At 65.1% G+C, this 23023-nt stretch carries 18 protein-coding genes; 9 read left to right on the top strand and 9 right to left on the bottom strand.

Features of this window, described 5'->3' with window-relative positions:
- Positions 1-121: 121 nt before the first annotated feature.
- The 3 genes from YUU_RS0137795 to YUU_RS0137805 form a co-directional block, all read right to left on the bottom strand.
- Positions 122-1144, bottom strand: a complete 1023-nt coding sequence (locus YUU_RS0137795; RefSeq protein WP_027526980.1) for an NADP-dependent oxidoreductase — start codon at positions 1142-1144, stop codon at positions 122-124.
- A 302-nt stretch (positions 1145-1446) separates the two neighbouring features.
- Positions 1447-2940, bottom strand: a complete 1494-nt coding sequence (gene guaB / locus YUU_RS0137800) for an IMP dehydrogenase (RefSeq protein ID WP_027526981.1) — start codon at positions 2938-2940, stop codon at positions 1447-1449.
- A 187-nt stretch (positions 2941-3127) separates the two neighbouring features.
- Positions 3128-3376 (bottom strand): hypothetical protein, encoded by a 249-nt coding sequence (locus YUU_RS0137805; RefSeq protein ID WP_027526982.1) that lies wholly within the window; start codon positions 3374-3376, stop codon positions 3128-3130.
- A gap of 159 nt (positions 3377-3535) precedes the next feature.
- On the opposite strand from YUU_RS0137805, the gene YUU_RS0137810 reads away from it, so the two are divergent.
- From YUU_RS0137810 to YUU_RS55410, 4 genes are all read left to right on the top strand, one after another.
- A complete protein-coding gene (locus tag YUU_RS0137810; protein ID WP_035664468.1) occupies positions 3536-5029 on the top strand; it encodes an MFS transporter in 1494 nt (497 codons plus the stop codon).
- Positions 5030-5625: 596 nt separating this feature from the next.
- A complete protein-coding gene (locus YUU_RS0137815; RefSeq protein WP_027526984.1) occupies positions 5626-6672 on the top strand; it encodes a cache domain-containing protein in 1047 nt (348 codons plus the stop codon).
- Positions 6669-7730 (top strand): neurotransmitter-gated ion-channel ligand-binding protein, encoded by a 1062-nt coding sequence (locus YUU_RS0137820; RefSeq protein WP_035664475.1) that lies wholly within the window; start codon positions 6669-6671, stop codon positions 7728-7730. The genes YUU_RS0137815 and YUU_RS0137820 overlap by 4 nt, the downstream gene beginning before the upstream one ends.
- A gap of 254 nt (positions 7731-7984) precedes the next feature.
- Positions 7985-10726 carry an Ig-like domain repeat protein gene (locus tag YUU_RS55410; protein ID WP_198031899.1) on the top strand — a complete coding sequence of 914 codons (2742 nt, stop codon included), beginning with the start codon at positions 7985-7987 and terminating at the stop codon, positions 10724-10726.
- 68 nt (positions 10727-10794) lie between these two features.
- Here YUU_RS55410 and YUU_RS53025 read toward each other — a convergent pair whose 3' ends face one another.
- The 3 genes from YUU_RS53025 to YUU_RS0137840 all read right to left on the bottom strand — a co-directional run bounded on the left by YUU_RS53025 (position 10795) and on the right by YUU_RS0137840 (position 13128).
- Positions 10795-11298 (bottom strand): VOC family protein, encoded by a 504-nt coding sequence (locus YUU_RS53025; protein WP_245288224.1) that lies wholly within the window; start codon positions 11296-11298, stop codon positions 10795-10797.
- A gap of 71 nt (positions 11299-11369) precedes the next feature.
- Positions 11370-12050 (bottom strand): RlmE family RNA methyltransferase, encoded by a 681-nt coding sequence (locus YUU_RS0137835; protein WP_027526987.1) that lies wholly within the window; start codon positions 12048-12050, stop codon positions 11370-11372.
- 1 nt (position 12051) lies between these two features.
- Positions 12052-13128, bottom strand: a complete 1077-nt coding sequence (locus YUU_RS0137840; protein ID WP_027526988.1) for a Ppx/GppA phosphatase family protein — start codon at positions 13126-13128, stop codon at positions 12052-12054.
- Positions 13129-13343: 215 nt separating this feature from the next.
- Here YUU_RS0137840 and YUU_RS0137845 point away from each other — a divergent pair, with 215 nt between their 5' ends.
- Entirely contained in the window at positions 13344-15713 is a 2370-nt protein-coding gene (locus YUU_RS0137845) for a xanthine dehydrogenase family protein molybdopterin-binding subunit (RefSeq protein WP_027526989.1), read from the top strand.
- A 167-nt stretch (positions 15714-15880) separates the two neighbouring features.
- Here the strand turns inward: YUU_RS0137845 and YUU_RS0137850 are convergent, their stop codons facing one another.
- The gene (locus tag YUU_RS0137850; protein ID WP_027526990.1) at positions 15881-16681 is read right to left on the bottom strand and encodes a hypothetical protein; all 801 of its coding nucleotides are present in this window, start codon (positions 16679-16681) and stop codon (positions 15881-15883) included.
- Positions 16682-16790: 109 nt separating this feature from the next.
- Here YUU_RS0137850 and YUU_RS0137855 point away from each other — a divergent pair, with 109 nt between their 5' ends.
- From YUU_RS0137855 to YUU_RS0137865, 3 genes are all read left to right on the top strand, one after another.
- A complete protein-coding gene (locus YUU_RS0137855) occupies positions 16791-17288 on the top strand; it encodes a YaiI/YqxD family protein (RefSeq protein WP_027526991.1) in 498 nt (165 codons plus the stop codon).
- Between the two features lie 2 nt (positions 17289-17290).
- Entirely contained in the window at positions 17291-19102 is a 1812-nt protein-coding gene (locus tag YUU_RS0137860) for an ABC-F family ATP-binding cassette domain-containing protein (RefSeq protein ID WP_027526992.1), read from the top strand.
- 109 nt (positions 19103-19211) lie between these two features.
- The gene (locus YUU_RS0137865; RefSeq protein WP_027526993.1) at positions 19212-20291 is read left to right on the top strand and encodes a D-TA family PLP-dependent enzyme; all 1080 of its coding nucleotides are present in this window, start codon (positions 19212-19214) and stop codon (positions 20289-20291) included.
- Between the two features lie 109 nt (positions 20292-20400).
- Here YUU_RS0137865 and YUU_RS0137870 read toward each other — a convergent pair whose 3' ends face one another.
- A complete protein-coding gene (locus tag YUU_RS0137870; RefSeq protein WP_027526994.1) occupies positions 20401-21630 on the bottom strand; it encodes a TIGR03862 family flavoprotein in 1230 nt (409 codons plus the stop codon).
- 147 nt (positions 21631-21777) lie between these two features.
- Positions 21778-22695 (bottom strand): SDR family NAD(P)-dependent oxidoreductase, encoded by a 918-nt coding sequence (locus YUU_RS0137875; RefSeq protein ID WP_027526995.1) that lies wholly within the window; start codon positions 22693-22695, stop codon positions 21778-21780.
- 91 nt (positions 22696-22786) lie between these two features.
- On the opposite strand from YUU_RS0137875, the gene YUU_RS0137880 reads away from it, so the two are divergent.
- Positions 22787-23023: transposase (locus tag YUU_RS0137880; protein ID WP_027524408.1), on the top strand; the 237-nt coding region annotated here is incomplete at its 3' end.

The raw sequence follows: 23023 nt of genomic DNA on the forward strand, positions 1-23023 counted from the left end.
GTGGCCCGATCCGATCAGTCACTCTAACGAGCGCATTTCTTCCGCACAATCATTGGGTGAGTCAACCGGATTCCCGACCGACCCACCCACCAGCGTCGCGTGCCGCGCAGACGACGGCGGCTTAAGCCTTGTCCGGCCCGACCCGGACGAGTTGCTTACCGAAATTGGCGCCCTTCAGGAGCCCCATGAAGGCGCCGGGCGCGCTGTCCAGCCCCTCGGTGACGAACTCCTTGTACTTGACCTTGCCCTCGCGGACCCAGGCGGACATGTCGCGAAGGAAGTCGCCGTGGCGAGCCGCAAAGTCGCTGACGATGAAGCCGCGGAACGTGAGCCGCTTGGTCAGGATCGCGCGCATCATGCTGCCTGCCCATTTCGGCGGCTTGGCCTCGGTGTCGTTGTAATGCGCGATCAGGCCGCAGACCGGCACGCGCGCGAAGGCATTGAGCTGCGGGAAGACCGCCTCGAACACCGCGCCGCCGACATTCTCGAAATAGACGTCGATGCCCTTCGGGCATGCGTCCTTCAGCCTGGCAGCGAGATCGGGATCGCGGTGATCGATGCAGGCATCGAAGCCGAGCTCTTTGACCACGTAGTCGCACTTGTCCTTGCCGCCGGCGATGCCGACCGCTCGCGCACCCTTGATCTTCGCGATCTGGCCGACGGCCGAGCCCACCGCGCCCGAAGCGCCGGCGACGACGACGGTCTCGCCGGCTTGCGGCTTGCCGATGTCGAGGAGGCCCGTATAAGCCGTCATGCCGGGCATGCCGAGCACGCCGATCGAGGTCGAGATCGGCGCCAGCTTCGGATCGACCTTGATCAATCCCTTGCCGTTCGAGATTGCATGCGTCAGCCAGCCGGCGCGCGTGCGCACGATGTCGCCCTTGGCGAAAACGGCATTGTTGGAGGCCGTCACCTCGCTGACCGTCTCGCCCTCCATCACGCCGCCGATCGGCACCGGCGCGGCATAGGACGGGCCTTCGCTCATGCGTCCGCGCATATAGGGATCGAGCGACAGCCAGATCGTCCGCAACAGCACTTCGCCTGCGCCCGGCGTCGGGACTGCGAATTCCTCGATACGGAAATCAGACGGCTTGGGCTCGCCGACAGGACGTGCAGCGAGAACGATGCGCTTGCCTTGGGACATGATGGCTTCCTCATTGTTGTATTCGTCATTGCGAGCGAAGCGAAGCAATCCAGTTCAGTCAACTCAAAAGGACTGGATTGTCTCGTCGCTTGCGCTCCTCGCAATGACGACGTTGAGGCATGCCCGCCCACACTGTCAGCGTCATCGCCCGCGGAAGGCGGGCGATCCAGTATTCCAGAGACAGCGATGGGATACGGAGAAGCCGCGGAGTACTGGATGCCCCGCCTTCGCGGGGCATGACGGCGGTGCGTGGGGGTGAGCGCGCGTAAACTTACGCGCGCCGTGGAATGACAGGGAGAGCCCTAACCCCCGCCCGGATAGTTCGGGGACTCGCGCGTGATGGTCACGTCGTGGACGTGGCTTTCGCGCAGGCCCGCGCCGGTGATGCGGACGAACTGTGCCTTCTGGTGCAGATCGTTCATGTCGCGCGCGCCGACATAGCCCATCGCGGCGCGCAAGCCGCCGGCGAGCTGGTGCATGACGTTGCCGACCGGGCCCTTGTAGGGCACCTGGCCCTCGATGCCTTCAGGCACGAGCTTCAAGGTGTCCTTGATGTCCTGCTGGAAGTAGCGGTCGGCCGAGCCGCGCGCCATCGCGCCGACCGAGCCCATGCCGCGATAGGCCTTGTAGGAGCGGCCCTGCCACAGGAAGACCTCGCCTGGCGTTTCATCCGTACCGGCGAGCAGCGAACCGACCATGGCGATGTCGGCGCCAGCTGCCAGCGCCTTCGCAAGGTCGCCGGAGAACTTGATGCCGCCGTCGGCGATGACGGGAATGTCGGCTTTCTTCGCCGCTTCCACCGCATCCATGATCGCGGTGAGCTGCGGCACGCCGACACCGGCGACGATGCGCGTGGTGCAGATCGAGCCCGGGCCGATGCCGACCTTGATGCAGTCCGCGCCCGCGTCGATCAGCGCCTGCGCGCCGTCTTCGGTCGCAACGTTACCGGCAACGACCTGCACCGAGTTGGAGAGACGCTTGATGCGGTTGACGGCGTGGAGCACGTGACGGGAGTGGCCATGCGCGGTGTCGACGACGACGAGATCGACGCCGGCGTCGATCAGCCGCTCGGTGCGCTCGAAGCCGGTATCGCCGACGGTGGTGGCAGCAGCGACCCGCAGGCGGCCGTGCGCGTCCTTGCAGGCGAGCGGATGGGCGACCGCCTTCTCCATGTCCTTCACGGTGATCAGGCCGACGCAGCGATACTGATCGTCGACGACGAGCAGCTTTTCGATGCGATGCTTGTGCAGCATCCGCCTCGCTTCATCCTGGCCGACATTCTCGCGCACCGTGACGAGATTTTCGTGCGTCATCAGCTCTGAGACTTTTTGCCGGCGGTCGGTCGCAAAGCGCACGTCGCGATTTGTGAGGATGCCGACCAGCTTGCCCGGCGTGGTCTTGCCGGCCCCGGTGACGACGGGAATGCCGGAGATGCCGTGATCGCTCATCAGCTTGAGCGCGTCGTCCAGCGTGGCATCGGGGCTGATGGTGAGCGGGTTCACCACCATGCCCGACTCGTATCGCTTGACCTGCCGCACCTGGGCGGCCTGCCCCTCCGGATCGAAATTGCGGTGGATGACGCCGAGGCCGCCGGCCTGCGCCATGGCGATCGCCATGCGCGCCTCGGTCACGGTGTCCATGGCGGAAGCCATGATCGGAATGTTGAGCGGAATGGCGCGGGTGACGCGCGAGCGGATATCGACCTCGGAGGGAAGCACGTCCGACAGGCCCGGCTTCAACAGCACGTCGTCGAACGTAAAGGCTTCGCGAATGCCTTGAAGTTGCACCGTGGCCATATGCCAACTCCTTCCTGCGGCCGTGCCGCAAATGCTTATGGATGAGCGCCGCCCTCGGCGTACCTTGCGGCAGCACCGTCGAATCGGAGCCCATCGGTGGGGTTGACGCCGGTCGATAGCACGGCCGGGTGACGAATCAAAGCAATTCGGTCCGATTGCCAGCCATGCACAGGCTTTTTTGCGCCTTTTAGCGCGGATAACCCGGCGGCGGGCCGTGCTGGCGGATCGCGTCCACGACCTCCCGGTGCCGCCGGTCCTCCCGCTTCATGTGAACCGCGATGACGGCATGCGCCGACGGGACCAGCAGCAAAACGTGGAAAACCAGGCCGAAAATCACGCAAACCACGCACAGGACGAGGTTGAAGATCGCCGAGAACGGCTGCCCGTTCAGGAGCAGCCCGATCGGCGGCAGAAGCGCGGCAAGGATGTAGATCATCGCGGGATCTCCAGCACACGGTGAATCCCGGACACAGTCGGGGTCGCACCGTCACGCAGGATTTAGGTGCTATGCGCGGTTCCGCAATGGTCTCGGAGCAGCGACGGTGTTAAGCCGCATCGCTCACCTTTCCCTTCTGATTTCCATTAAATATCCGTCATGTCGGTCAACAAGCAACGCGTGATCCCGCTGATCGTGGCGACCGCCCTGTTCATGGAAAACATGGACTCGACGGTGATCGCGACATCCCTGCCCGCGATCGCCGCCGACATCGGCACGAGCCCGCTGACGCTGAAGCTCGCGATCACCTCCTACCTGCTCTCGCTTGCAGTGTTCATCCCGGCGAGCGGCTGGACCGCGGACCGGTTCGGCGCGCGGCTGGTGTTTGCGATCGCCGTGGGCGTGTTCATGGTGGGCTCGGTCGGCTGCGCGCTGTCGGGCTCGGTGACCGACTTCGTGTTCGCGCGCATCCTCCAGGGCATGGGCGGCGCGATGATGACGCCGGTCGGGCGGCTCGTACTGCTGCGCTCGATCGACAAGAGCGATCTCGTCAACGCCATGGCCTGGGTCACCGTACCCGCACTGATCGGTCCCGTGGTCGGCCCGCCACTCGGCGGCTTCATCACCACCTATGCGTCCTGGCACTGGATCTTCCTGATCAACCTGCCGATCGGTCTGCTCGGCATCTTCATGGCGCTGCGCTTCATCGATCCGATCAAGAGCGAGGCGCAGGAGCCGTTCGATCTCAAGGGCATGATGCTCGCGGGCATCGGGCTTGCCGGTATTGCCTTCGGTCTGTCGGTCGCGGGCCTCAACCTGTTGCCCTGGAGCACGGTGCTGGCCCTGATCGCGGGCGGCGCGATCTCGATGACGCTGTACGTCATTCATGCGCGGCGCACGGGATCCCCGGTGCTGGACTTTTCGCTGCTGAACCTTCCGACGCTGCGCGCGGCCGTCATCGGCGGCTTCATGTTCCGGCTCGGCATCGGCGCACTGCCGTTCCTGCTGCCGCTCCTGATGCAGATCGGCTTCGGGCTGACGCCGTTCCATTCGGGCCTCGTGACCTTCGCCTCCTCGCTCGGTGCCATGGGCATGAAGACGCTCGCTGCCCGCATCATCCGCGCCTTCGGCTTCCGCAACCTGATGACGGTGAACGCGATCATCAGCGCGTTCTTCCTCGGCGTGTGCGCGCTGTTCACGGTGACGACCCCGCTGCTGATCATCATGGTGATCCTCGTGGTCGGCGGTTTCTTCCGCTCGTTGGAGTTCACCGCGATCAACACGGTTGCCTATGCGGACGTCGAGGCCGCGCAGATGAGCCGCGCCACCACGCTCGTCAGCGTCAACCAGCAACTCGCGGTCTCCGCGGGCGTCGCGGTCGGCGCCTTCTCGGTCGAATCGACGATGTGGTGGCGCCACGTCACTGAGATCGACGCCACCGTGTTCTGGCCCGCTTTCATCGTGGTGGGGCTGACCTCGGCCGCGTCGGCCTGGTTCTTCTGGCAGATGCCCCGCGATGCCGGCCACGAGATTTCCGGCCGCAAGGCGGTCGAGATCGCCAGCCGCAAGGGCGCGGCGAAGAGCGCGGCGAGTGCCGCCGTCAAGGCTGCGACCGAGGATACGCAGGACATGCGGGATCAGCGGCTGGGGTGACTCCTCCCTCGTCATTGCGAGCGCAGCGAAGCAATCCAGAATCTTTCCGTGGATGCAGTCTGGATTGCTTCGCTGCGCTCGCGATGACGGAGCCTGTGGCCACAGGGCGCCCTGGCAAAACTCCGGAAAACAACCCCATGCCAAAGTAGCAGGGAGCGCCGAGACGACACCCTGCGTCTTTTCCGAAATCGCTTGACGCGTCGGGCGAAGGCAATATGCGATCGTGGCGCAATTCGCGAGGGGGCGCCTTTAGGCCCCGCCCGAAGGCGGCGTTCAATTGGGCGTACGCTCATAAAACGAGATGCCTGGTGCCGACGCGCCTGATGTCCGCTTGTTCACTAACAGCGGCGGAATAGCGGAAATCGCCGGAGGCTTGCCGCCGTCTTCACGTGGCCCCGAACTGATCAAATTTCAGACATTCATCAACGCCCATTGATATTTGTGCACTATCCCAAACGGCTAGAGTGCTGCGATATGGTGAGCCACCGATAAATGGACGGTTTCGGCGTGAATGAGCTTCCTACGCGCAGCTCATCTCTCAGCAATTGCGTTTTGCACCCTCGTAAGTTGCCGTCTCAGGTCCCACCGAATTCCAGATGCTCGCGATCGAAACTTCTATTCCTGCCGCTGAGACCGCGACCGAGTTGGTCGATTTCAAACGCGAACACCGCCCCTCACCTGGTCTGTCGGGAATGCTCGCCGCGACGGTGGCCGCCGTGATCGCAGCCGCCTTCGGCGTCATGCTCTGGTTTGCCGACGGCTACGAGATCGAAATCGGAACCCGTGTTCGTGGCGGCGAGATGCGGCTCGTCAACGGCGAGCTCTCGACCGCGTTCGACCGCGGCGGCCGTTTCGCGCTGGCGCTGGCCGAGGTCACGGCGCGGCGTACGACGATCCGCCAAGCGCTCGCCGCGCGCGACCGAGCCGAATTGATGCGCCAGTCTGCGGAGACATTTGCCCATCTGCGCCAGCAGGCTGGCGTGCAGATCTTCGGCTTCCAGGACAAGGACATCCGCTATTTCCTGCGCGTCCACAAGCCCGATCAATTCGACGACGACATCTCCGGATTTCGTCCGATGATCGTCGCCGCCAATCGCACCGGTCGCTCGCAGGTCGGGCTGGAAATCGGCGTTGCCGGAATCGGCCTGCGCAGGGCGACCGTCGTCGAACAGCAGGGCGTCATGGTCGGAACCGTTGAAGTCGGCCTCGATCTCAAGCCTCTGATCGAGAGCGTCAAAGCAACCTCAAACGCCGACATCGCGATCATCGTCGTTCCCTCTCTCGCAGGCATCGCGCTCGATCCCAATCTGCCTGCCTTCGGCGACCTCGTGCTGGCTATGTCGACCGACGACCGGCTGTTCTCGTCGCTGTTGAAGACGATGCCGCTGCGTCCGGCGCATGACAGCGTGGCAGCTTCGCCGACGATCGACGGCCGTCGCTACGACCTGATTACGCGTCCGCTTGTCGATTTCAGCGGCCGCATGATCGGCTTCTCCATCGCGCTCAAGGCCGACTACGGTATCGAACTCGGACGCTCGCGCACCGAGTTGCGCGTCATCGCGATCTGCGGCGGCATCTGCGCTTTCCTGGCGTTCGCACTCTTGTTCCGCGCCACGTGCGCGCGCGGCAGGTCACGCCCATGAGACCGTTCGCCGGCATCCTGAGCGTGATCCTGACGCTGTTCTGCCTCGCCTCGACGCCAGCGGAGGCCGTTCAGACCGAACTGCCAACGGGAGCACAGCTTCCCGTGCGGGTGCGCGTCGCGGTGCGGATCCTCAAGGTGCTCTCGATCAAGGAAGTCGTCGGCGAAGGACGCCTGTTCGTCGAAGTCACGCAGCGCTGGACCGATCGTCGGCAGGCCTTCGATCCCGTCGCGATAGGCTTCGGCCGCCTCGACCGCACCGGCGCGGGAGCCGACGAATATCTGAAATCGATCTGGACGCCTGGCCTCGAAATCGAGAATCGCATCGGCGAGCCGGAGGCGCGCACCGTGGCCACGTCGACCTATGCCAATGGCGAGGTGATGCTCATCGAACGCTACGAGGCGCGCTTTCGCTTCGGCCTGAACCTCAACGCTTTCCCGTTCGACCGCCAGGATCTCACGCTTTCGTTCTTCCTGCCGCGCCATGCGGCGCAGGACGCGATCCTGGTTTCCACCGAGTCCGATCGGGACATCTCCGGGATCGAGGATACGACCGCCTCGGTCGACTGGCGCGCCGCCGGCCTGCGCTTCGCGAACCGTGATGCGATGGGGTGGAACGCCCGCAGCTATTCCAAGCTCGACGTGACCATGACGCTCGCACGGATCTCGACGCATTATCTGCTGCGCATTTTCGTGCCGATCATGGCCGTGCTGGCCGTATCCGTTTTCGTACTATGGGCACCGGATCTGGCGCCCAAGGACAAGGGCAGCCTGATCTTCTCGTCGCTGCTCGCGCTCGCCGCCATCAGCTTCACGTTCGAATCGAGCTTTCCGGGCTGCATTTCGCTCAACACGCCGGTCGCCCAAATCATCTCCCTTGGTTACATGTACCTGATCGTGGTCCTGATCGTCGACATGTCATTGGACACGCTGTCGCGTCGCGCGCAAGCGGTGAGTGGAGCCGTGATCGATGAACTCAGGCAGCAGATACGCTGGGCGCTACCGTGCATCATGGCTGCCATCTGCATCGGCGCGGCGGTGCGGGCGATCCCGGCCTGATTCAGCCGCAAGCGCGACCAGGCGCTCATCGGTCTCGGCTTCGAGCTGCAGGTGGACCGGGCGCGCCCGCGAGATCAACGCGCATTGATGGTGGATTCTCCCACCTTCACCTAACAGACCTCAGTCGATCCCAGACACGTAAGACGTCGAGTCGCGCGGATTTGCGGCAGTTGATGGGCCGCGCGTCCCGATCAGTGCGGGTGCCCGCGCCGAGACCAGTCTTCGGCCGGGATCCGAAAAGGTGGGGCTGGGACATGATCTCTTTTGACTTGGACAAGATTGCACGCCGCGGCCATATTCGGTTCGGGTACACATGGCTCGCCGCCGTGCTGGCGGCCTTCTCGTTCTTCGCCATCGATGGCACCGCCCACGCCCAGCGAATACTGCCGAGCGGCACGGTCGGAACGGCGTACTCCCAGTCCGTCACCGTCTACACGGACGCTCTATCATGTACGCCGCAGCCATCTAACTTCACTTTCCCTGGCCTCACCCCCGTACAAAGCGGCACCTCCCCAACGTGCGCCTTCACGTTGACCGGGACTCCAACTGCGGCGGGCACATACACCGCCGCGTATAACTTCGTGGATGGAACGGACACCTATCCTGCTGACGCGGCTGGCTTTTCTGTGTTCTACCAAATCACCATCAACAAGGCGTCGCCGACGCTGTCCCTGTCGCCATCATCCTCCTCCGTGGTCTACGGCAATGCGCTGACACTGACCGCCACGCTCGCCAATGGGGTCTCGACCAGTGGAACGGTCACGTTCTTTGACGGCAGCACCGCGATCGGATCGGCGTCGGTATCAGGCAGTTCGGCAAGCCTTTCGATCACTCTTTCGGTCGGCTCGCATACGATCACAGCGAGCTATGGCGGCGACTCCAATCACAACGCCGCCTCGACGACCAGCACGACCAGCGTGACAGTGGTCCAGGCCACGCCGTCGATCGCGCTCAACGCCTCATCCTCCTCGGCGAGCTACGGCGCCTCGGTCGCGCTGGTCGCGACGATGTCAGGCGGTGTCACGCCGAGCGGCACCGTCTCCTTTTACGAAGGCTCGACACAGCTCGGCAACGCGACGATCTCCGGTTCTACCGCGATCCTGATGCTGTCGTCGCTATCACTGGGCTCGCACACGATCACGGCAACCTATGATGGGGACACCAACAATGCATCGGTGAACTCGAGCTCAGTCACTGTGGCCGTCGGTCAGGACACTCCGACGGTCACCTTGACCGCGTCCTCGACGGCCATGGCCCCCAGCACCTCGGTCACGCTGATCGCGACCATCAGCAGCGGTCGCTCGCCGACAGGATCGGTGACTTTCTACGACGGTTCCACCTCGCTCGGCACCGTCACCGTCTCCGGATCGGCCGCAATCCTGTTCGTCTCCTCGCTTTCGGGAGGATTGCATGCGTTCAGGGCGGTCTATGGCGGTGACAGCAACAACACCACTGCGATATCCAGCACGGTCTCGCTGTCGGTCGGCTCGGCCACCCCGACGATCTCAGTCTCGAGCTCAACGACGTCGCCGGCTGCGGCACAATCGGTGACCTTGACCGCGACGCTGTCGGGCGGAAGCTCGCCGACTGGCACCGTCACGTTCAAGGACGGCACGACGGTTCTCGGCACCGCCACGGTCTCGGGTGCGATCGCAACGCTTGCGACCCCGGCCCTGGCGATGGGCACGCATGCGATCACCGCCACTTACGGCGGCGACGGCAACAATGCCGGCGCGACCTCGAGCGCAATCACGCTGACGGTCGGACGGTCCGATCCGACCGCGAGCAGCACCGTGCGCGGCCTGATCGGCTCGCAGGTGTCGAGCGCCGTGCAGTTCGGCCAGACCCAGATCTCCAACATCTTCAGCCGCTTTGAAGCGCTGCATGACGAGGACGATGGCGGCGGCGCTTCCGGCCTAGCCGGCGCCTCCGGCTCGTCACAAGTGGGATCTGGCGCGAACGGCAACACCGCGTCCGGCGGCGGAGCCGGCCGCACTGCCAGCTCTTTGGACAGCCAGGCCAGCGCGGGCCCTGCCCTCGGCTATGCCAGCGAATTGCTCCTTGGCACTTCCCTGACGAAGCAGAGCGATGAGGGCCGCGCCGTCAACCAGTTTGCCGCAATGCTGCCGCAGGCCGTCGAGTCCCTCAACAAGACCAACGTGCTCCCATTTCACGTCTGGGCCTCCGGCACCGTCGGCTTCGGCCGGCTGCGCAGCGACGACAGTTTCGACAACCGCTTCACCTCGTCGGGCGTCACGCTCGGCTTCGATCGGCGCATCGCCGACGGCCTGAAGCTCGGCGCGGCCTTCGGTCTCGGCTTCGACCATAGCGACATCGGCAGCGACGGCTCGCGGATCGACGCGCGCAACTTCGATGCCGCGATCTATGCGAGCTGGCGCTTTCGGCCGCACACCTATCTCGACGTCGCCGGCGGCTACGGCACGCTGCGATTCGATAGCAAGCGCTGGTCCGGCGACGGTAACGTTATGCTCGCGGGCGCGCGCACGGGACGCGACGTGTTCGGTACGGTCGGTGTGACCCACGTGTCCAAATGGGACGGCTGGAAGATCTCGTCCTATGGCCGTCTCGATATCGTCAGGGCCGCCCTCGACGGCTATAGCGAGACGGGCTCGAGCACGTGGGCGCTGACCTACGACAGCATGAACACCACGAGCGTCGCCAGCGTCATCGGCGGCCGCCTCGCTTATCCGATGCTGCAGAGCTGGGGCGTGCTGACGCCGACAGCCCGCGCGGAATGGCGCCATGCCTTCGACGGCGGATATGCTCAGACGCTGAACTACGTCGATCTCGTCGGCCTCGCCTCCGGCTATACGCTCAGCGGCACCTCGACCTCGCGCGACACCCTCACCGGCGGACTTGGCTTGCGGGCCGGGGTCGGTGGCGCCCTCAGCCTCGATCTCGAATATCTCCTGACGAGCTCCGTCAGCGGCATCGAAAGCCAGCGGGTGCGCGGCGCGGTGAAGTACGGCTTCTGATGCCGGGAAGCGGCCGGAGCGAACCTGCCACGCAAAGCGGTCAAGGCATGGCTGCAATAAGATCGGCGTCACGAAGGTGCGCGTACCCCCAGTCGTTCGGCGAAGCGGATCAGGTAACCATCCGGATCTTGAACGAGAAATTCACGCTGTCCGCACTCTTGGTCACCCACCCGATACCAAGCATCGTTCGGTTGCTCATAGAGCGGCCAGTCAGCATCGCTTAGAGCGTTCAGGATAGGCTCGATGCGATCGACGACGATCTGAAGATTGATGCCTCGTCCAAACGGGCGCTGCATCTCAGCCGTCTCCCAACGCCCGTTCAATTCGCAGAGCATAACTTGCAAACGTCCCCTAACGAGATATGCAAATCGAGCAACCGGGCGGTCGTAAGCGACTTCGAAACCAAGTAGATCTCGCCAAAACGACAAGCTGTTTTGAATGTTCGAAACGCCGAGTTCGGGGACAAGATCGGCCCAGCCGTCGCGCGGCGCGCTCCCTGTACTATCGGAGGTCGCGCGAGAGCCAGGGTCTGAAAGCGACGGTTTGGACATTTTGACGTCGTTAGGTGTCATGATCCCTGCAGACAAGCTATCACGTCTGTATGCGAAGTGCGGCGTGACAACGGGTGAATGACCGTCGCGTCCTAATTGCCACCCCGAAATCCCGTCGCCAGCACGTAGCGCTCCGACGAATCCTGCCTACTCGCCGCCGGCTTCACGTGACGCACGGTGGCAAAATCGCGCTTGAGCTGCGCGAGCAGGTCGGCGTCGGCGCCGCTCTGGAACGTCTTGGCCAGAAACGTCCCGCCAGGCTTGAGCACATCGCAGGCAAAGGCCGCTGCGGTCTCGACGAGGCCGACGATGCGGAGCTGGTCGGTCTTGCGGTGGCCGGTGGTATTGGCGGCCATGTCGGACATCACGATGTCGGCGCCGCCGCCCAGCATCGCGGTGAGCTTGTCCGGCGCCTCGTTGTCCATGAAATCGAGCTGGGCGAAGTCGACGCCGGGGATTTCCGGCATCTCCAACAGATCGATGGCGACGACCTTGCCCTTGCCGTCGACGGAGCCGACGCGCTTGGCCGCGATCTGGCTCCAGCCGCCCGGCGCCGCACCGAGATCGACCACGGCCATGCCGGGCTTCAGAAGGCGGAATTTGTCGTCGATCTCGAGCAGCTTGAACGCGGCGCGCGAGCGATAGCCTTGCGCCTTGGCCTTGGCGACATAGGGATCGTTGAGCTGGCGCTCGAGCCACAGCTTTGACGACAGCTTGCGCTTGCCGCCGGTCTTGACCTGGACGTGCAAGCGGCCGGTGGTGTCCTTGGCCATTTCACCAGCTCCTGAGCGCGCCGTCCTCGCGCATCATCTCGACCAGCATGCCTTCGCGAAGGCCGCGGTCGGCGACGCGCAGGCGCGGCAGCGGGAAGGCGCGGCGGATGGCATCGAGGATGGCGCAGCCGGCGAGCACGAGATCGGCACGCTCGATGCTGATGCAATTGTTGCTGGCACGCTCCGCATAGCTCATGCCGAGCAGCTTGTTGATGGTCGCGGCGATGTCGGCATCATCCATCCAGATGCTGTCGACGCGGCGGCGATCGTAGCGCGCCAGATTGAGGTGAATGCCGGCGAGCGTCGTCACCGTGCCCGAGGTGCCGAGCAGATGCATGTCGGCGAGATCGCGGCCGTGCTCCTCGGCAAAGGGCGCGACATGCCGGGCGACCTCCTCTTCCATCGCCGCGTAGGTCTCGCGCGTCACGTCGCGGCCACCAAAATGCTCGGCGAGCGTGACGACGCCAAGCGGAATCGACATCCAGGCCTTTGTGCGCGGCTGGGGATTCTCGTCCGTGGGGTCGCGCTCGATCCGCACCAGCTCGGTCGAGCCGCCGCCGATGTCGAACAGGATCGCGCCGCGCCCCCTGGGATCGACCAGCGGCGAGCAGCCGAGCACGGCGAGCGCGGCCTCGGTCTCGCGGTCGATCACCTCGAGCTCGATGCCGGTCTCGGCGGCGACGCGGCTGCGAAAGCCGTCCGCGTTCGACGCGGCGCGGCAGGCCTCGGTGGCGATCAGCCGCAGCCGCCGCGCTTTACGCAGCTCGATCTTGTCGCGGCAGATGCTGAGCGCCGCGATGGCGCGCTCGATCGCGGCCTCGCTGATGCAGCCGGTGGCCGAAACGCCCTCGCCGAGCCGGATGATGCGCGAGAAGGAATCGACCACGCGAAACCCCTCACTGGTCGGACAGGCGATCAGCAATCGGCAGTTATTGGTGCCGAGGTCCAGCGCCGCGTAGACGCCGGTTCCCGACATTTGCGCAGGGGCGGCCGGTTCGACGGCCAGCGCCGCCGTGGCCATCGCCCCGAGCTCTCCGTGCGGCGCAAGGCCGTCGCGGAGCCTCGTGTGGTCATTCATACAAACTGTCTTTCCACGGCCCCGAAAGGGCCGATCCGGAATTGCTTTTTCGCCCGAAACTTTAGCAGCGCGTGGGCCCCGCGCAACAACCCATCACAATGGGACCATGCCTATTCGTGCGTTGTCGTGAACGGGCCCGTGCGTTATCTGAACGGGGTCCGGTCCTTCCGCCGCCCGCGAAACCCGCGCAAAAGCCGGCTTTTCAGGTCATTTCCATGCAAGAACACACCAAATCGTCCTCGCTCGAAAACGCTATTGCACTGCAAAAAAACGGTGTCGGACAGCCGGTCCGGCGCAAGGAGGACGACACGCTGGTCCGCGGCATGGGCCGCTATACCGACGATTTCAACCTGCCCGGCCAGGCCTATGCCGTGATCGTTCGCTCGACCCACGCGCATGGCGTGATCCGCGGCATCGGCACCGAGGCGGCCAAGGCAATGCCGGGCGTGCTGGGGGTGTGGACCGGCACGGACCTTAACGCCGCCGGCTATGGCCCGTTCACGTGCGGCCTGCCACTGAAGAACCGCGACGGCTCACCCCTGCTCCAGACCAACCGCCAGCCGCTTGCGTCCGACAAGGTCCGCTTCGTCGGCGATCCCATCGCCTTCGTGGTAGCGGAGACGCTGGCGCAGGCGCGCGACGCCGCGGAAGCCGTAGAGGCCGACATCGAGCCCCTGCCCGCGGTCACCGATCCCGAGGAAGCCGCGCAGGCAGGCGCGCCGCAGCTTTACGACCACATCCCGGGCAACGTCGCGCTCGACTATCACTTCGGCGATGCCGAGAAGGTCGAGGCGGCGTTCGCCAGCGCCGCGCACGTGACCAGCCTCGACATCGAGAACACCCGCGTCGCCGTGGTCTCGATGGAGCCGCGCGTGGGGCTCGCCTCCTACGACAAGAAGACCGAGCGCTACACCATCCAGGTGCCGACGCAGGGCGTTTCGGGCAACCGCGCCAATCTCGCCAAGAACCTGAAGGTGCCGAACGAGAAGGTGCGCATCCTCACCGCCAATGTCGGCGGTTCCTTCGGCATGAAGAACATCAACTACCCCGAATATATGTGCATCCTGTTTGCGGCGAAGACGCTGGGCCGTCCGGTGAAGTGGACCGACGAGCGCTCGACGAGCTTCCTCTCGGACAGCCACGGCCGCGCCCAGAAGATCCACGCCGAGTTGGCGCTGGATGCCGAGGGACACTTCCTCGCAGCCAAACTCTCCGGCTACGGCAATCTCGGCGCCTACATCACCGGCGTCGCGCCGAGCCCGCTTTCGCTCAACACCGGCAAGAATTTTTCCAGCGTCTACCGCACGCCGCTGATGGCAATCGACATCAAGACGGTGTTGACCAACACCACCTTGATGGGAGCCTATCGCGGCGCCGGCCGCCCCGAGGCGAACTACTACATGGAGCGGCTGATCGACCGCGCCGCCGACGAGATGGGGATCAGCCGGCTGACCTTGCGCAAGCGCAACTTCATCAAGCCGAACCAGATGCCCTTCCCGGCCTCCTCCGGCGTGACCTATGACAGCGGCGACTTCCAGGCCGTGTTCAACAAGGCGCTGGAGCTGTCGGACTATGAGAGCTTCTCCAAGCGCAAGAAGGAGAGCAAGAAGAGCGGCAAGCTGCGCGGCATCGCCATCGGCTCCTATCTCGAGGTCACCGCCCCTCCCGGCGTCGAGCTCGGCAAGATCGTGTTCGCCCCCGATGGTACGGTGCAACTCATCACCGGCACGCTTGACTACGGCCAGGGCCACGCGACGCCGTTCACGCAGGTGCTGTGCGCGCAGCTTGGCGTGCCCTTCGAGAGCGTAAAACTCGTGCAGGGCGACAGCGACATCGTCCACACCGGCAACGGCACCGGCGGCTCGCGCTCGATCACCGCCAGCGGCATGGCGATCGTTGAATCCTCCCGCCTCGTCATCGAGAAGGGCAAGCGCGCCGCGGCGCATCTCATGGAGGCGTCCGAGGCCGACATCGAGTTCGCCGACGGCCGCTTCACCATCGCCGGCACCGACCGCAGCATCAACATCATGGACCTGGCCAAGCGCCTGCATGACGGCAAGGTGCCGGAGGGCGTGCCCTCTTCGCTCGACGTCGACCACACCACCGAACCGGTGCCATCAGCCTTCCCGAACGGCTGCCACGTCGCCGAAGTCGAGATCGATCCGGACACCGGCGTGGTGGAGATCGTGCGCTACAGCGCGGTGAACGATTTCGGTACCGTCATCAACCCGATGCTGGTCGAGGGCCAGCTCCACGGCGGCGTCGTCCAGGGCATCGGCCAGGCGCTGATGGAGCATGTCCGCTACGACGAGAGCGGGCAGCCGATCACGGGATCGCTGATGGACTACGCGCTGCCGCGCGCAGAGGACGTTCCGTTCATGAGCGTCGGCGATCACCCGGTGCCGGCCAAGAGCAATCCGCTCGGCACCAAGGGCTGCGGCGAAGCGGGCTGCGCGGGCAGCCTGTCGACGGTGGTGAACGCGGTGGTCGATGCGCTCTCCGACTACGGCATCAAGCACATCGACATGCCGCTGACGCCGGAGCGCGTGTGGCGGGCGATTCAGGATGCGAAGGGGACGGCGTAGGGGGAGGCTCGCTGCCTCCTTACCCTCCGCTGTCATCGCCCGGCTTGACCGGGCGATCCAGTACGCCGCAGCTGTGGTAATAGATCTCGATGTCTCTGGAATACTGGATGCCCCGCCTTCGCGGGGCATGACAGCGAGTGAGAGGCACCTGCCTGCCCCTTCCCACCTTACGCCGCCGCCTCCTCGCGCGGCTGGTAGATCGCGGTGTGCTGACAGTGCGCGAGTGGCGTCTTGCCGTTGGCGACGACGAGCGAGTCGAATTCGACGAAGCGGTGGCCCTTCTTCTCGTAGTTCGCGGTGACCTCGGCTCGCGCGGTGATCTGGTCGCCGGCGCGCGTAGCCGACAGCAACTGCATGCGGCTGCCGACGTGGATCCATGGACCCAGAATTGTGTTGTCGACGAGCACGCGGTTCATGACGCGCTGAATCAGACCGGGATGACCAAGTCCTTCCCGCGCGAATATCGCATCGGTTTCCCTGACCTCGGCGAGATACTCTGTAGCCGCCTTTTCCGCCCAGCGGTGTGGCGCGGTGCCGAGCCATTTACCGACCTCGAAGGTGGCCGGATTGACGGGCTTGCGCTCGGCGGCGGCGGGGACCTCGACATAGTCGGCCAGGGCGACCGCTGGCGCAGACTCGGATAGCGACGCCGTTCCCGTCGCGCAGAGTTCGCCGCGCGAAAACACCTCGATGGTGAGCACCCCGTTGTGCTCGACCGCATCGACATCGGCCGTCTCACCGTCATAGACCGGCTTGATAAAGCGCGCCTCGATCAGGCCACGGGCGAGAAAATCCCGCTCCCAGCGGGCGACCGGCACGTGCATCATGTAGGCCATGACGTCGACGCCGGGGACCAGCCCCCCGGAAAAGCCGAAGCGGCGCGCCACGGTGTCGTCGTGCATCTTGTTCTCGGATTGCTTGGCGGTGTTGTAGGCCTCAACACGGTAGGTTTCGAGCCGGGTTGGCATGCTGTCGCCTTCGCCCTGATTTTTGTTGCTTCAGAGCCCGATCGTAGGGCGTCAGGAACCCCGGTCAATCCCCTCGCCTTTGGGCGGCGAATGCGGTACCACGCGGCCGATGACGAGCCCCCCAGCCACGCCCCGCATCTATGTCGACGCCGACGCCTGTCCAGTCAAGGACGAGATCTATCGCGTCGCTGCCAGGCACGGCGTGCCCGTGAGCGTTGTCGCGGGCAATTTCATCCGCGTGCCCCACGACCCGCTGATCGAGCGCGTCGCAGCGGGCTCCGCGATGGACGCTGCCGACAACTGGATCGCGGAGCGGGCCGGTGACGGCGATATTGTGATCACCGCGGACATCCCGCTCGCGAGCCGCTGCGTGAAGACCGGGGCCGACGTCATCGCGCCGAACGGCAAGCCGTTCACCGAGGAATCGATCGGCATGACGCTCGCGGTGCGCAACCTGATGACGGATCTGCGCTCGGCTGGCGAAATCACCGGCGGCCCGAGATCGTTCGCGCCGCGCGATCGCTCCGCCTTCCTGTCCGCGCTGGACCAGACCATCCGCCGCATCCAGCGCCGCCGCGCCGAGCAGGCCGCAACGGTCAAGGGCTGATCATGGCGCCGCCCCTGATCCAGCTGAAAGACATCCGCCTCACATTCGGCGGCACGCCTCTGCTCACGAGCGTCGAGCTCAACGTCGCACCAAGCGAGCGCGTCTGCCTGATCGGGCGCAACGGCTCGGGCAAATCGACGCTGCTCAAGATTGCGGCCGGTCTCGTCGAGCCGGACGGCGGCACGCGTTTTGTCCAACCCGGCGCCACGATCCGCTATTTGCCGCAGGAGCCGGATTTCGGCGCTCACACGACGACGCTCGCTTATGTCGAGGCGGGGCTCGCGCCCGGCGATGACCAGCATCAGGCTCATTACCTGCTGGAGCAGCTCGGGCTCACCGGCGAGGAGACTCCGGCCAATCTCTCAGGCGGCGAGGCCCGCCGCGCGGCACTGGCGCGGGTGCTGGCACCCTCGCCCGATATCCTGCTGCTGGACGAACCGACCAACCACCTCGACCTCACCACCATCGAATGGCTGGAGCAGGAGCTCGACAGCCGGCGCAGCGCGCTGGTGCTGATCAGCCATGATCGCCGCTTCCTCTCCAACCTCTCGCGTTCGACCGCATGGCTGGACCGCGGCAGGATCAAGCAGATCGATCGCGGCTTTGCGTCGTTCGAGGCCTGGCGTGACGAGGTGCTGGCCGAGGAAGAGCGCGACCAGCACAAGCTCGACCGCAAGATCGTCGACGAGGAGCACTGGCTGCGCCACGGCGTCTCGGGCCGGCGCAAGCGCAACGTCAAGCGGCTCGCCAATCTGCATGCGCTGCGCGCGCAGCGGCGCAATTATCGCGGCACGGCCGGCAGCGCCAATCTTGCTGCGGCCGAAGCGGAAGCCTCCGGCAAGCTGGTGATCGAGGCCAAGGGCATCACCAAGGCCTATGGCGAACGCAGGATCGTCGAGAACTTTTCCACCCGCATCCAGCGCGGCGACCGGCTCGGCATCATCGGGCCGAACGGCGCCGGCAAGACCACGCTGGTCAATCTTCTGACCGGCGGGACAGAGCCGGATTCCGGCACCGTGCGGCTGGGCGCCAACCTCGAGATGGCGACGCTCGACCAGCACCGCGAAAGCCTCGATCCCAAATCGACGCTCGCCGAAGCGCTCACCGGCGGCCGCGGCGACCACGTCATGGTCGGCGGCAAGCCGAAGCACGTCGTCGGCTACATGAAGGACTTTCTGTTTGCGCAGGAGCAGCGGGGCACGCCGCTCGAAGTCCTCTCGGGCGGCGAGCGCGGCCGTCTGATGCTGGCGCGCGCGCTGGCAAAGCCGTCCAACCTGTTGGTGCTGGACGAGCCGACCAACGATCTCGACCTCGAGACGCTCGACGTGCTCGAGGAGATGCTCGGCGATTACGAGGGCACGGTGATCCTGATCAGCCACGACCGCGACTTCCTCGACCGCGTCGTGACCTCGGTGATTGCGCCCGAGGGCAACGGCAAATGGATCGAATATGCCGGCGGCTACAGCGACATGCTGGCGCAGCGCGGCGCGGACCTGAAGCGCGAGCCGGTGAAGGCGCAGGCCCCTGCGGAGAAGAAGGAAGAGCGACCCGCCGCTCCGACGTCGGCACCAAAGCGGCGGCTGAGCTTCAACGAGAAGCATGCGCTGGAAACACTGCCGAAGAAGATCGAGAGCCTGCACACCGACATCGCGAAGCTGCAGCGCGTCCTCGATGATCCCGGTCTCTACGCCAAGGACCGAAAGAAATTCGACGATACGTCCGCAGCCATTGCCAAGGCGCATGAAGAACTTTCGGCTGCGGAAGACCGCTGGCTCGAACTCGAAATGCTCCGGGAAGAGATTGAACAGGCTTAAATCGTAGGATGGGTAGAGCGCAGCGAAACCCATCACGCAACGGGAATTGGTTCTGATGGGTTTCGCTTCGCTCTACCCGTCCTACGGGCCCAAAAAATAGAGAGATCATATGACCACGCCCCTCGCCGCCAAGATCGCCCGTGAATATGGCACGCCCTGCGCCGTCATCGACATGGACAAGGTCGAGCGCAACATCGCGCGGATCCAGAAGGCCTGTGACGACGCCGGCGTCGCCAACCGTCCGCACATCAAGACGCACAAGAACCCGACGCTGGCGAAGATGCAGGTCGCGGCGGGCGCGAAAGGCATCACCTGCCAGAAGCTCGGCGAGGCCGAGATCATGGCCAATGCCGGCATCGACAACATCCTGATCAGCTACAACCTGCTGGGCGAGGAAAAGATGGCGCGCTTGGGGGCGCTGCAGGCCAAGGCCAACATGACGGTCGCGGCTGACAACGCCACCGTGGTTGCGGGATTGCCCAAGGCAGCCGCGGCCTCAGGGAGGCCGCTGTCCGTCGTCGTCGAATGCGACACGGGGCGCAAGCGCGCGGGCGTCGAGACGCCGGCCGAGGCGATTGCGCTGGCGCGCGAGATCGCGGCCTCAAAGGGACTGCAATTCGCCGGCTTCATGCTCTATCCGACGGAGACCGGCTGGGCCGACGCGCAGAAATTCTATGATGAAGCGCTGGCCGGCGTGCGCGCCCACGGCCTCGATGCCGCGATCGTCTCGACCGGCGGTACGCCGAACCTTGTCAATATCGGCAAGCTGAAGGGCAGCACCGAGCACCGCTTCGGCACCTACATCTACAACGACCGCATGCAGGTCGCGGCCGGCTCCGCCACCTGGGACGACTGCGCGTTGCACATCTACTCGACGGTCGTCAGCCGCGCCGCGCCCGAGCGCGGCATTCTTGACGCGGGCTCGAAGACGCTGACCACGGATACCGGCGGGCTCGACGGCCATGGCCTGATTCTGGAGCATCCCGAGGCGAAGATCGCGCGCTTCGCCGAAGAGCATGGCTTTCTCGATCTCTCCCGCAGCAACACCCGTCCCAATGTCGGCGACGTCGTGCGCATCGTGCCGAACCACGTTTGCGTCGTCGTCAACATGATGGACGAGGTCGTGATGGTGCGCGGCGATGAGATCATCGGCACGTTGCCGGTGGCCGCGCGAGGGAAGTTGCGGTAGCGCGCGCCGCTTCCACGCTCGTCATTGCGAGGAGCGAAGCGACGAAGCAATCCAGACTGTCATCGCGGCGGGATTCTGGATTGCTTCGCTGCGCTCGCAATGACGATGTTTAGCCAGCGAGCCACTTTAGAACGCCCTTCCCCGCAGCCGCTCCGGTCGCAAACGACGCCTGCAACAAATAGCCGCCCGTGGGCGCTTCCCAATCCAACATCTCGCCGGCGGCGAAGACGCCGGGCAGCTTTCGAAGCATGAAACCGGCATCGAGCTCATCGAAGGAGATACCGCCGGCGCTTGAAATGGCGCGGGCGATCGGGGCTGCACCGGTGAGCTTGATCGCTACGGCGTTGATCAACTCAGCGAGTTGAGTCGGCGCCAGCGAGGACGGGGACAGCCCAGCAGCCATCGTGACCTCCTGCACGAGGCCGACCGCGGCTGGCGATAGCTGCGCCGACTTGCGCAGGAAGTTCGAGAACGATTGTTTGCCGCGCGGCGCCGGCAGACGTCTGACGAGATCCGCCTGGTCGAGATCGGGGCGAAGCGCAATCCGCAACGTCGCTTCACCCTTTGCCGCGATCGCCTCGCGCAACTCGGCCGACAGCGCGTAGATCGCGCCGCCTTCGATGCCGGTACGGGTGACGATCGCCTCGCCGCGCACCGTGTGTCCGCCGAAGACGAGGGCAATGCCTTTCAGCGGCTGGCCTTCGAAGCGCGTGCGGAAGACCTCGGACCAGGCGACGTCGAAGCCGCAATTCGCAGGCCGCAGCGTTGATATCGCCACGCCCTTCCCGGCGACCACTTTGGTCCAGCCGCCGTCGGAGCCGAGGCGCGGCCAGCTTGCGCCGCCGAGCGCGAACACGGTGGCGTCGGCGCCGATGGCGAAAGGGCCGTTGGGCGTCAAGAACAACAGCCGCCCCTCGTCGTCCCATCCGCTCCAGCGATGCCGAAACGCAAACCTCACGCCGGCCGCATCGAGCCGGCGCAGCCAGGCCCGCAGCAAGGGCGAGGCCTTGAACGCCTTGGGAAACACACGCCCGCTGGTGCCGACGAAGGTCGGCTCACCCAGCGCCTCGCACCATTGACGGAGCGCGTCTGGCGGAAACGCGTCGATTGCGGCTTGCAGCTTAGGCGCCGCCTCGCGGTAGCGCGCGAGGAATTGCGGCAGTGGCTCGCTATGCGTGAGGTTAAGCCCGCCACGGCCGGCCATCAGGAATTTGCGCCCCGCAGACGGCATCGCGTCGTAGACGGTGACGGCAGCGCCGCCCGCGGCCAACACCTCCGCCGCCATCAGTCCGGCCGGGCCGGCGCCGATGACGGCAACGTGAATTTGGGTCGAGGTCATGACGGGAGTTTAGGCCAGATTCTCGGGCCACAAAGGAGCTCGTCATTCCGGGGCGCGCCCTCTTAGGCGCGAGCCCGGAGTCCATACTCCCGATCGTGGTTATGGATTCCGGGCTCGTCGCTTCGCGACGCCCCGGAATGACGGTGGTTAGAGCTTGATCCCTGCTCTTGCGGCGGCTTGCGCGACATATTTCTGCGTCTGCTCGAATGCGCCTTGCAGCGCCTTGGCCTTCGACATGTCGCTGATCTCGCCAAAATGCGCGGCGATCGCGTCCGGCGTCCATTCGGCAGGCGGCAGATTGACGCCCTCGCTCTCGATGATCCTGATCACCGCGAACGAGCCGGCGCCGGCGCCCATGATGGTGCGGGTCGGGGCGTCCTCGCTGAGCATGTACTCGACCGCCGGCGTGATCGCTTCCGGCCTCATCAGTTGCAGCGCCTGCGGCGGCAACAGCTCCTCCGTCATGCGGGTCGCGGCCGTCGGCGAGATGATGTTGACGCGAATGTCGGTCTTGCGGCCCTCTTCCGCCAGCACGTTCATCAGACCGACCATGCCGGACTTCGCTGCGCCGTAGTTGGCCTGGCCGAAATTGCCATAGAGCCCTGAGGAAGAGGTGGTCAGCACGATGCGGCCGTAGTTGCGGTCGCGCATGCCGGCCCACACCGCCTTGCAGCAATAGAAGGTGCCGACGAGGTGCACGTCGAGCACCTTCTGGAAGTCGGCCGCCTCCATCTTGCCGAACGACTTGTCGCGCAGGATGCCGGCATTGGCGCAGAGCAGATCGACGCTGCCCCATTCCTTGGTGGCACGCTCGACTATCGCAGTGACCTGCTCGAAATTGGAGACGTCGGCGCCATCGGCCATCGCGGTGCCGCCCGCCTTGCGGATCTCCTCGACGACGGCCTCCGCCGGCGACAGCGAGGCTCCGGTACCGTCGCGCGCGCCGCCGAAATCGTTGACCACGACCTTGGCCCCGCGGCTCGCGAGCCCCAACGCATGCGCCCGCCCCAGACCATTGCCCGCGCCCGTGACGATAGCGACGCGTCCGTCAAACCTGATTGACATTAGTGCAGTTCCTTTCTTCCCTTCTCCCCTTGTGGGCCTGTTGCGTAATCCGCGATTGTGATTCTCTAGGGCAGAAGCCTTGGAGGTAACGATGGCAGTGAAGCAGACTGGGCAGCCGAGTTTTATTGAGGCGTGGTTGCCGAAGGGAGCCGGTGCCAATGCGGCGCTGAATCGGTTGTCGGGCTTGGTCAAATGGTACCGGTTCGAGAAGCTGATGGCGCATTTGCGGGATGAAGGAAGCCCTGGCCGACCGGGCTATCCGGTGCTGGTGCTGTTTCGCGCGCTGCTGTTGCAGTCGCTCTACGGTCTTTCGGAGCGTGAGCTCGAG

Origin of the sequence: Bradyrhizobium sp. Ec3.3 (genome assembly GCF_000472925.1) — a bacterium.
GTDB lineage: Bacteria > Pseudomonadota > Alphaproteobacteria > Rhizobiales > Xanthobacteraceae > Bradyrhizobium.

Coding starts and splice junctions, on each gene's coding strand:
- YUU_RS0137795 (WP_027526980.1), bottom strand. CDS start 1,144: ATGTCCCAAGGCAAGCGCATCGTTCTCGCTGCACGTCCTGTCGGCGAG.
- guaB (WP_027526981.1), bottom strand. CDS start 2,940: ATGGCCACGGTGCAACTTCAAGGCATTCGCGAAGCCTTTACGTTCGAC.
- YUU_RS0137805 (WP_027526982.1), bottom strand. CDS start 3,376: ATGATCTACATCCTTGCCGCGCTTCTGCCGCCGATCGGGCTGCTCCTG.
- YUU_RS0137810 (WP_035664468.1), top strand. CDS start 3,536: ATGTCGGTCAACAAGCAACGCGTGATCCCGCTGATCGTGGCGACCGCC.
- YUU_RS0137815 (WP_027526984.1), top strand. CDS start 5,626: ATGCTCGCGATCGAAACTTCTATTCCTGCCGCTGAGACCGCGACCGAG.
- YUU_RS0137820 (WP_035664475.1), top strand. CDS start 6,669: ATGAGACCGTTCGCCGGCATCCTGAGCGTGATCCTGACGCTGTTCTGC.
- YUU_RS55410 (WP_198031899.1), top strand. CDS start 7,985: ATGATCTCTTTTGACTTGGACAAGATTGCACGCCGCGGCCATATTCGG.
- YUU_RS53025 (WP_245288224.1), bottom strand. CDS start 11,298: ATGACACCTAACGACGTCAAAATGTCCAAACCGTCGCTTTCAGACCCT.
- YUU_RS0137835 (WP_027526987.1), bottom strand. CDS start 12,050: ATGGCCAAGGACACCACCGGCCGCTTGCACGTCCAGGTCAAGACCGGC.
- YUU_RS0137840 (WP_027526988.1), bottom strand. CDS start 13,128: ATGAATGACCACACGAGGCTCCGCGACGGCCTTGCGCCGCACGGAGAG.
- YUU_RS0137845 (WP_027526989.1), top strand. CDS start 13,344: ATGCAAGAACACACCAAATCGTCCTCGCTCGAAAACGCTATTGCACTG.
- YUU_RS0137850 (WP_027526990.1), bottom strand. CDS start 16,681: ATGCCAACCCGGCTCGAAACCTACCGTGTTGAGGCCTACAACACCGCC.
- YUU_RS0137855 (WP_027526991.1), top strand. CDS start 16,791: ATGACGAGCCCCCCAGCCACGCCCCGCATCTATGTCGACGCCGACGCC.
- YUU_RS0137860 (WP_027526992.1), top strand. CDS start 17,291: ATGGCGCCGCCCCTGATCCAGCTGAAAGACATCCGCCTCACATTCGGC.
- YUU_RS0137865 (WP_027526993.1), top strand. CDS start 19,212: ATGACCACGCCCCTCGCCGCCAAGATCGCCCGTGAATATGGCACGCCC.
- YUU_RS0137870 (WP_027526994.1), bottom strand. CDS start 21,630: ATGACCTCGACCCAAATTCACGTTGCCGTCATCGGCGCCGGCCCGGCC.
- YUU_RS0137875 (WP_027526995.1), bottom strand. CDS start 22,695: ATGTCAATCAGGTTTGACGGACGCGTCGCTATCGTCACGGGCGCGGGC.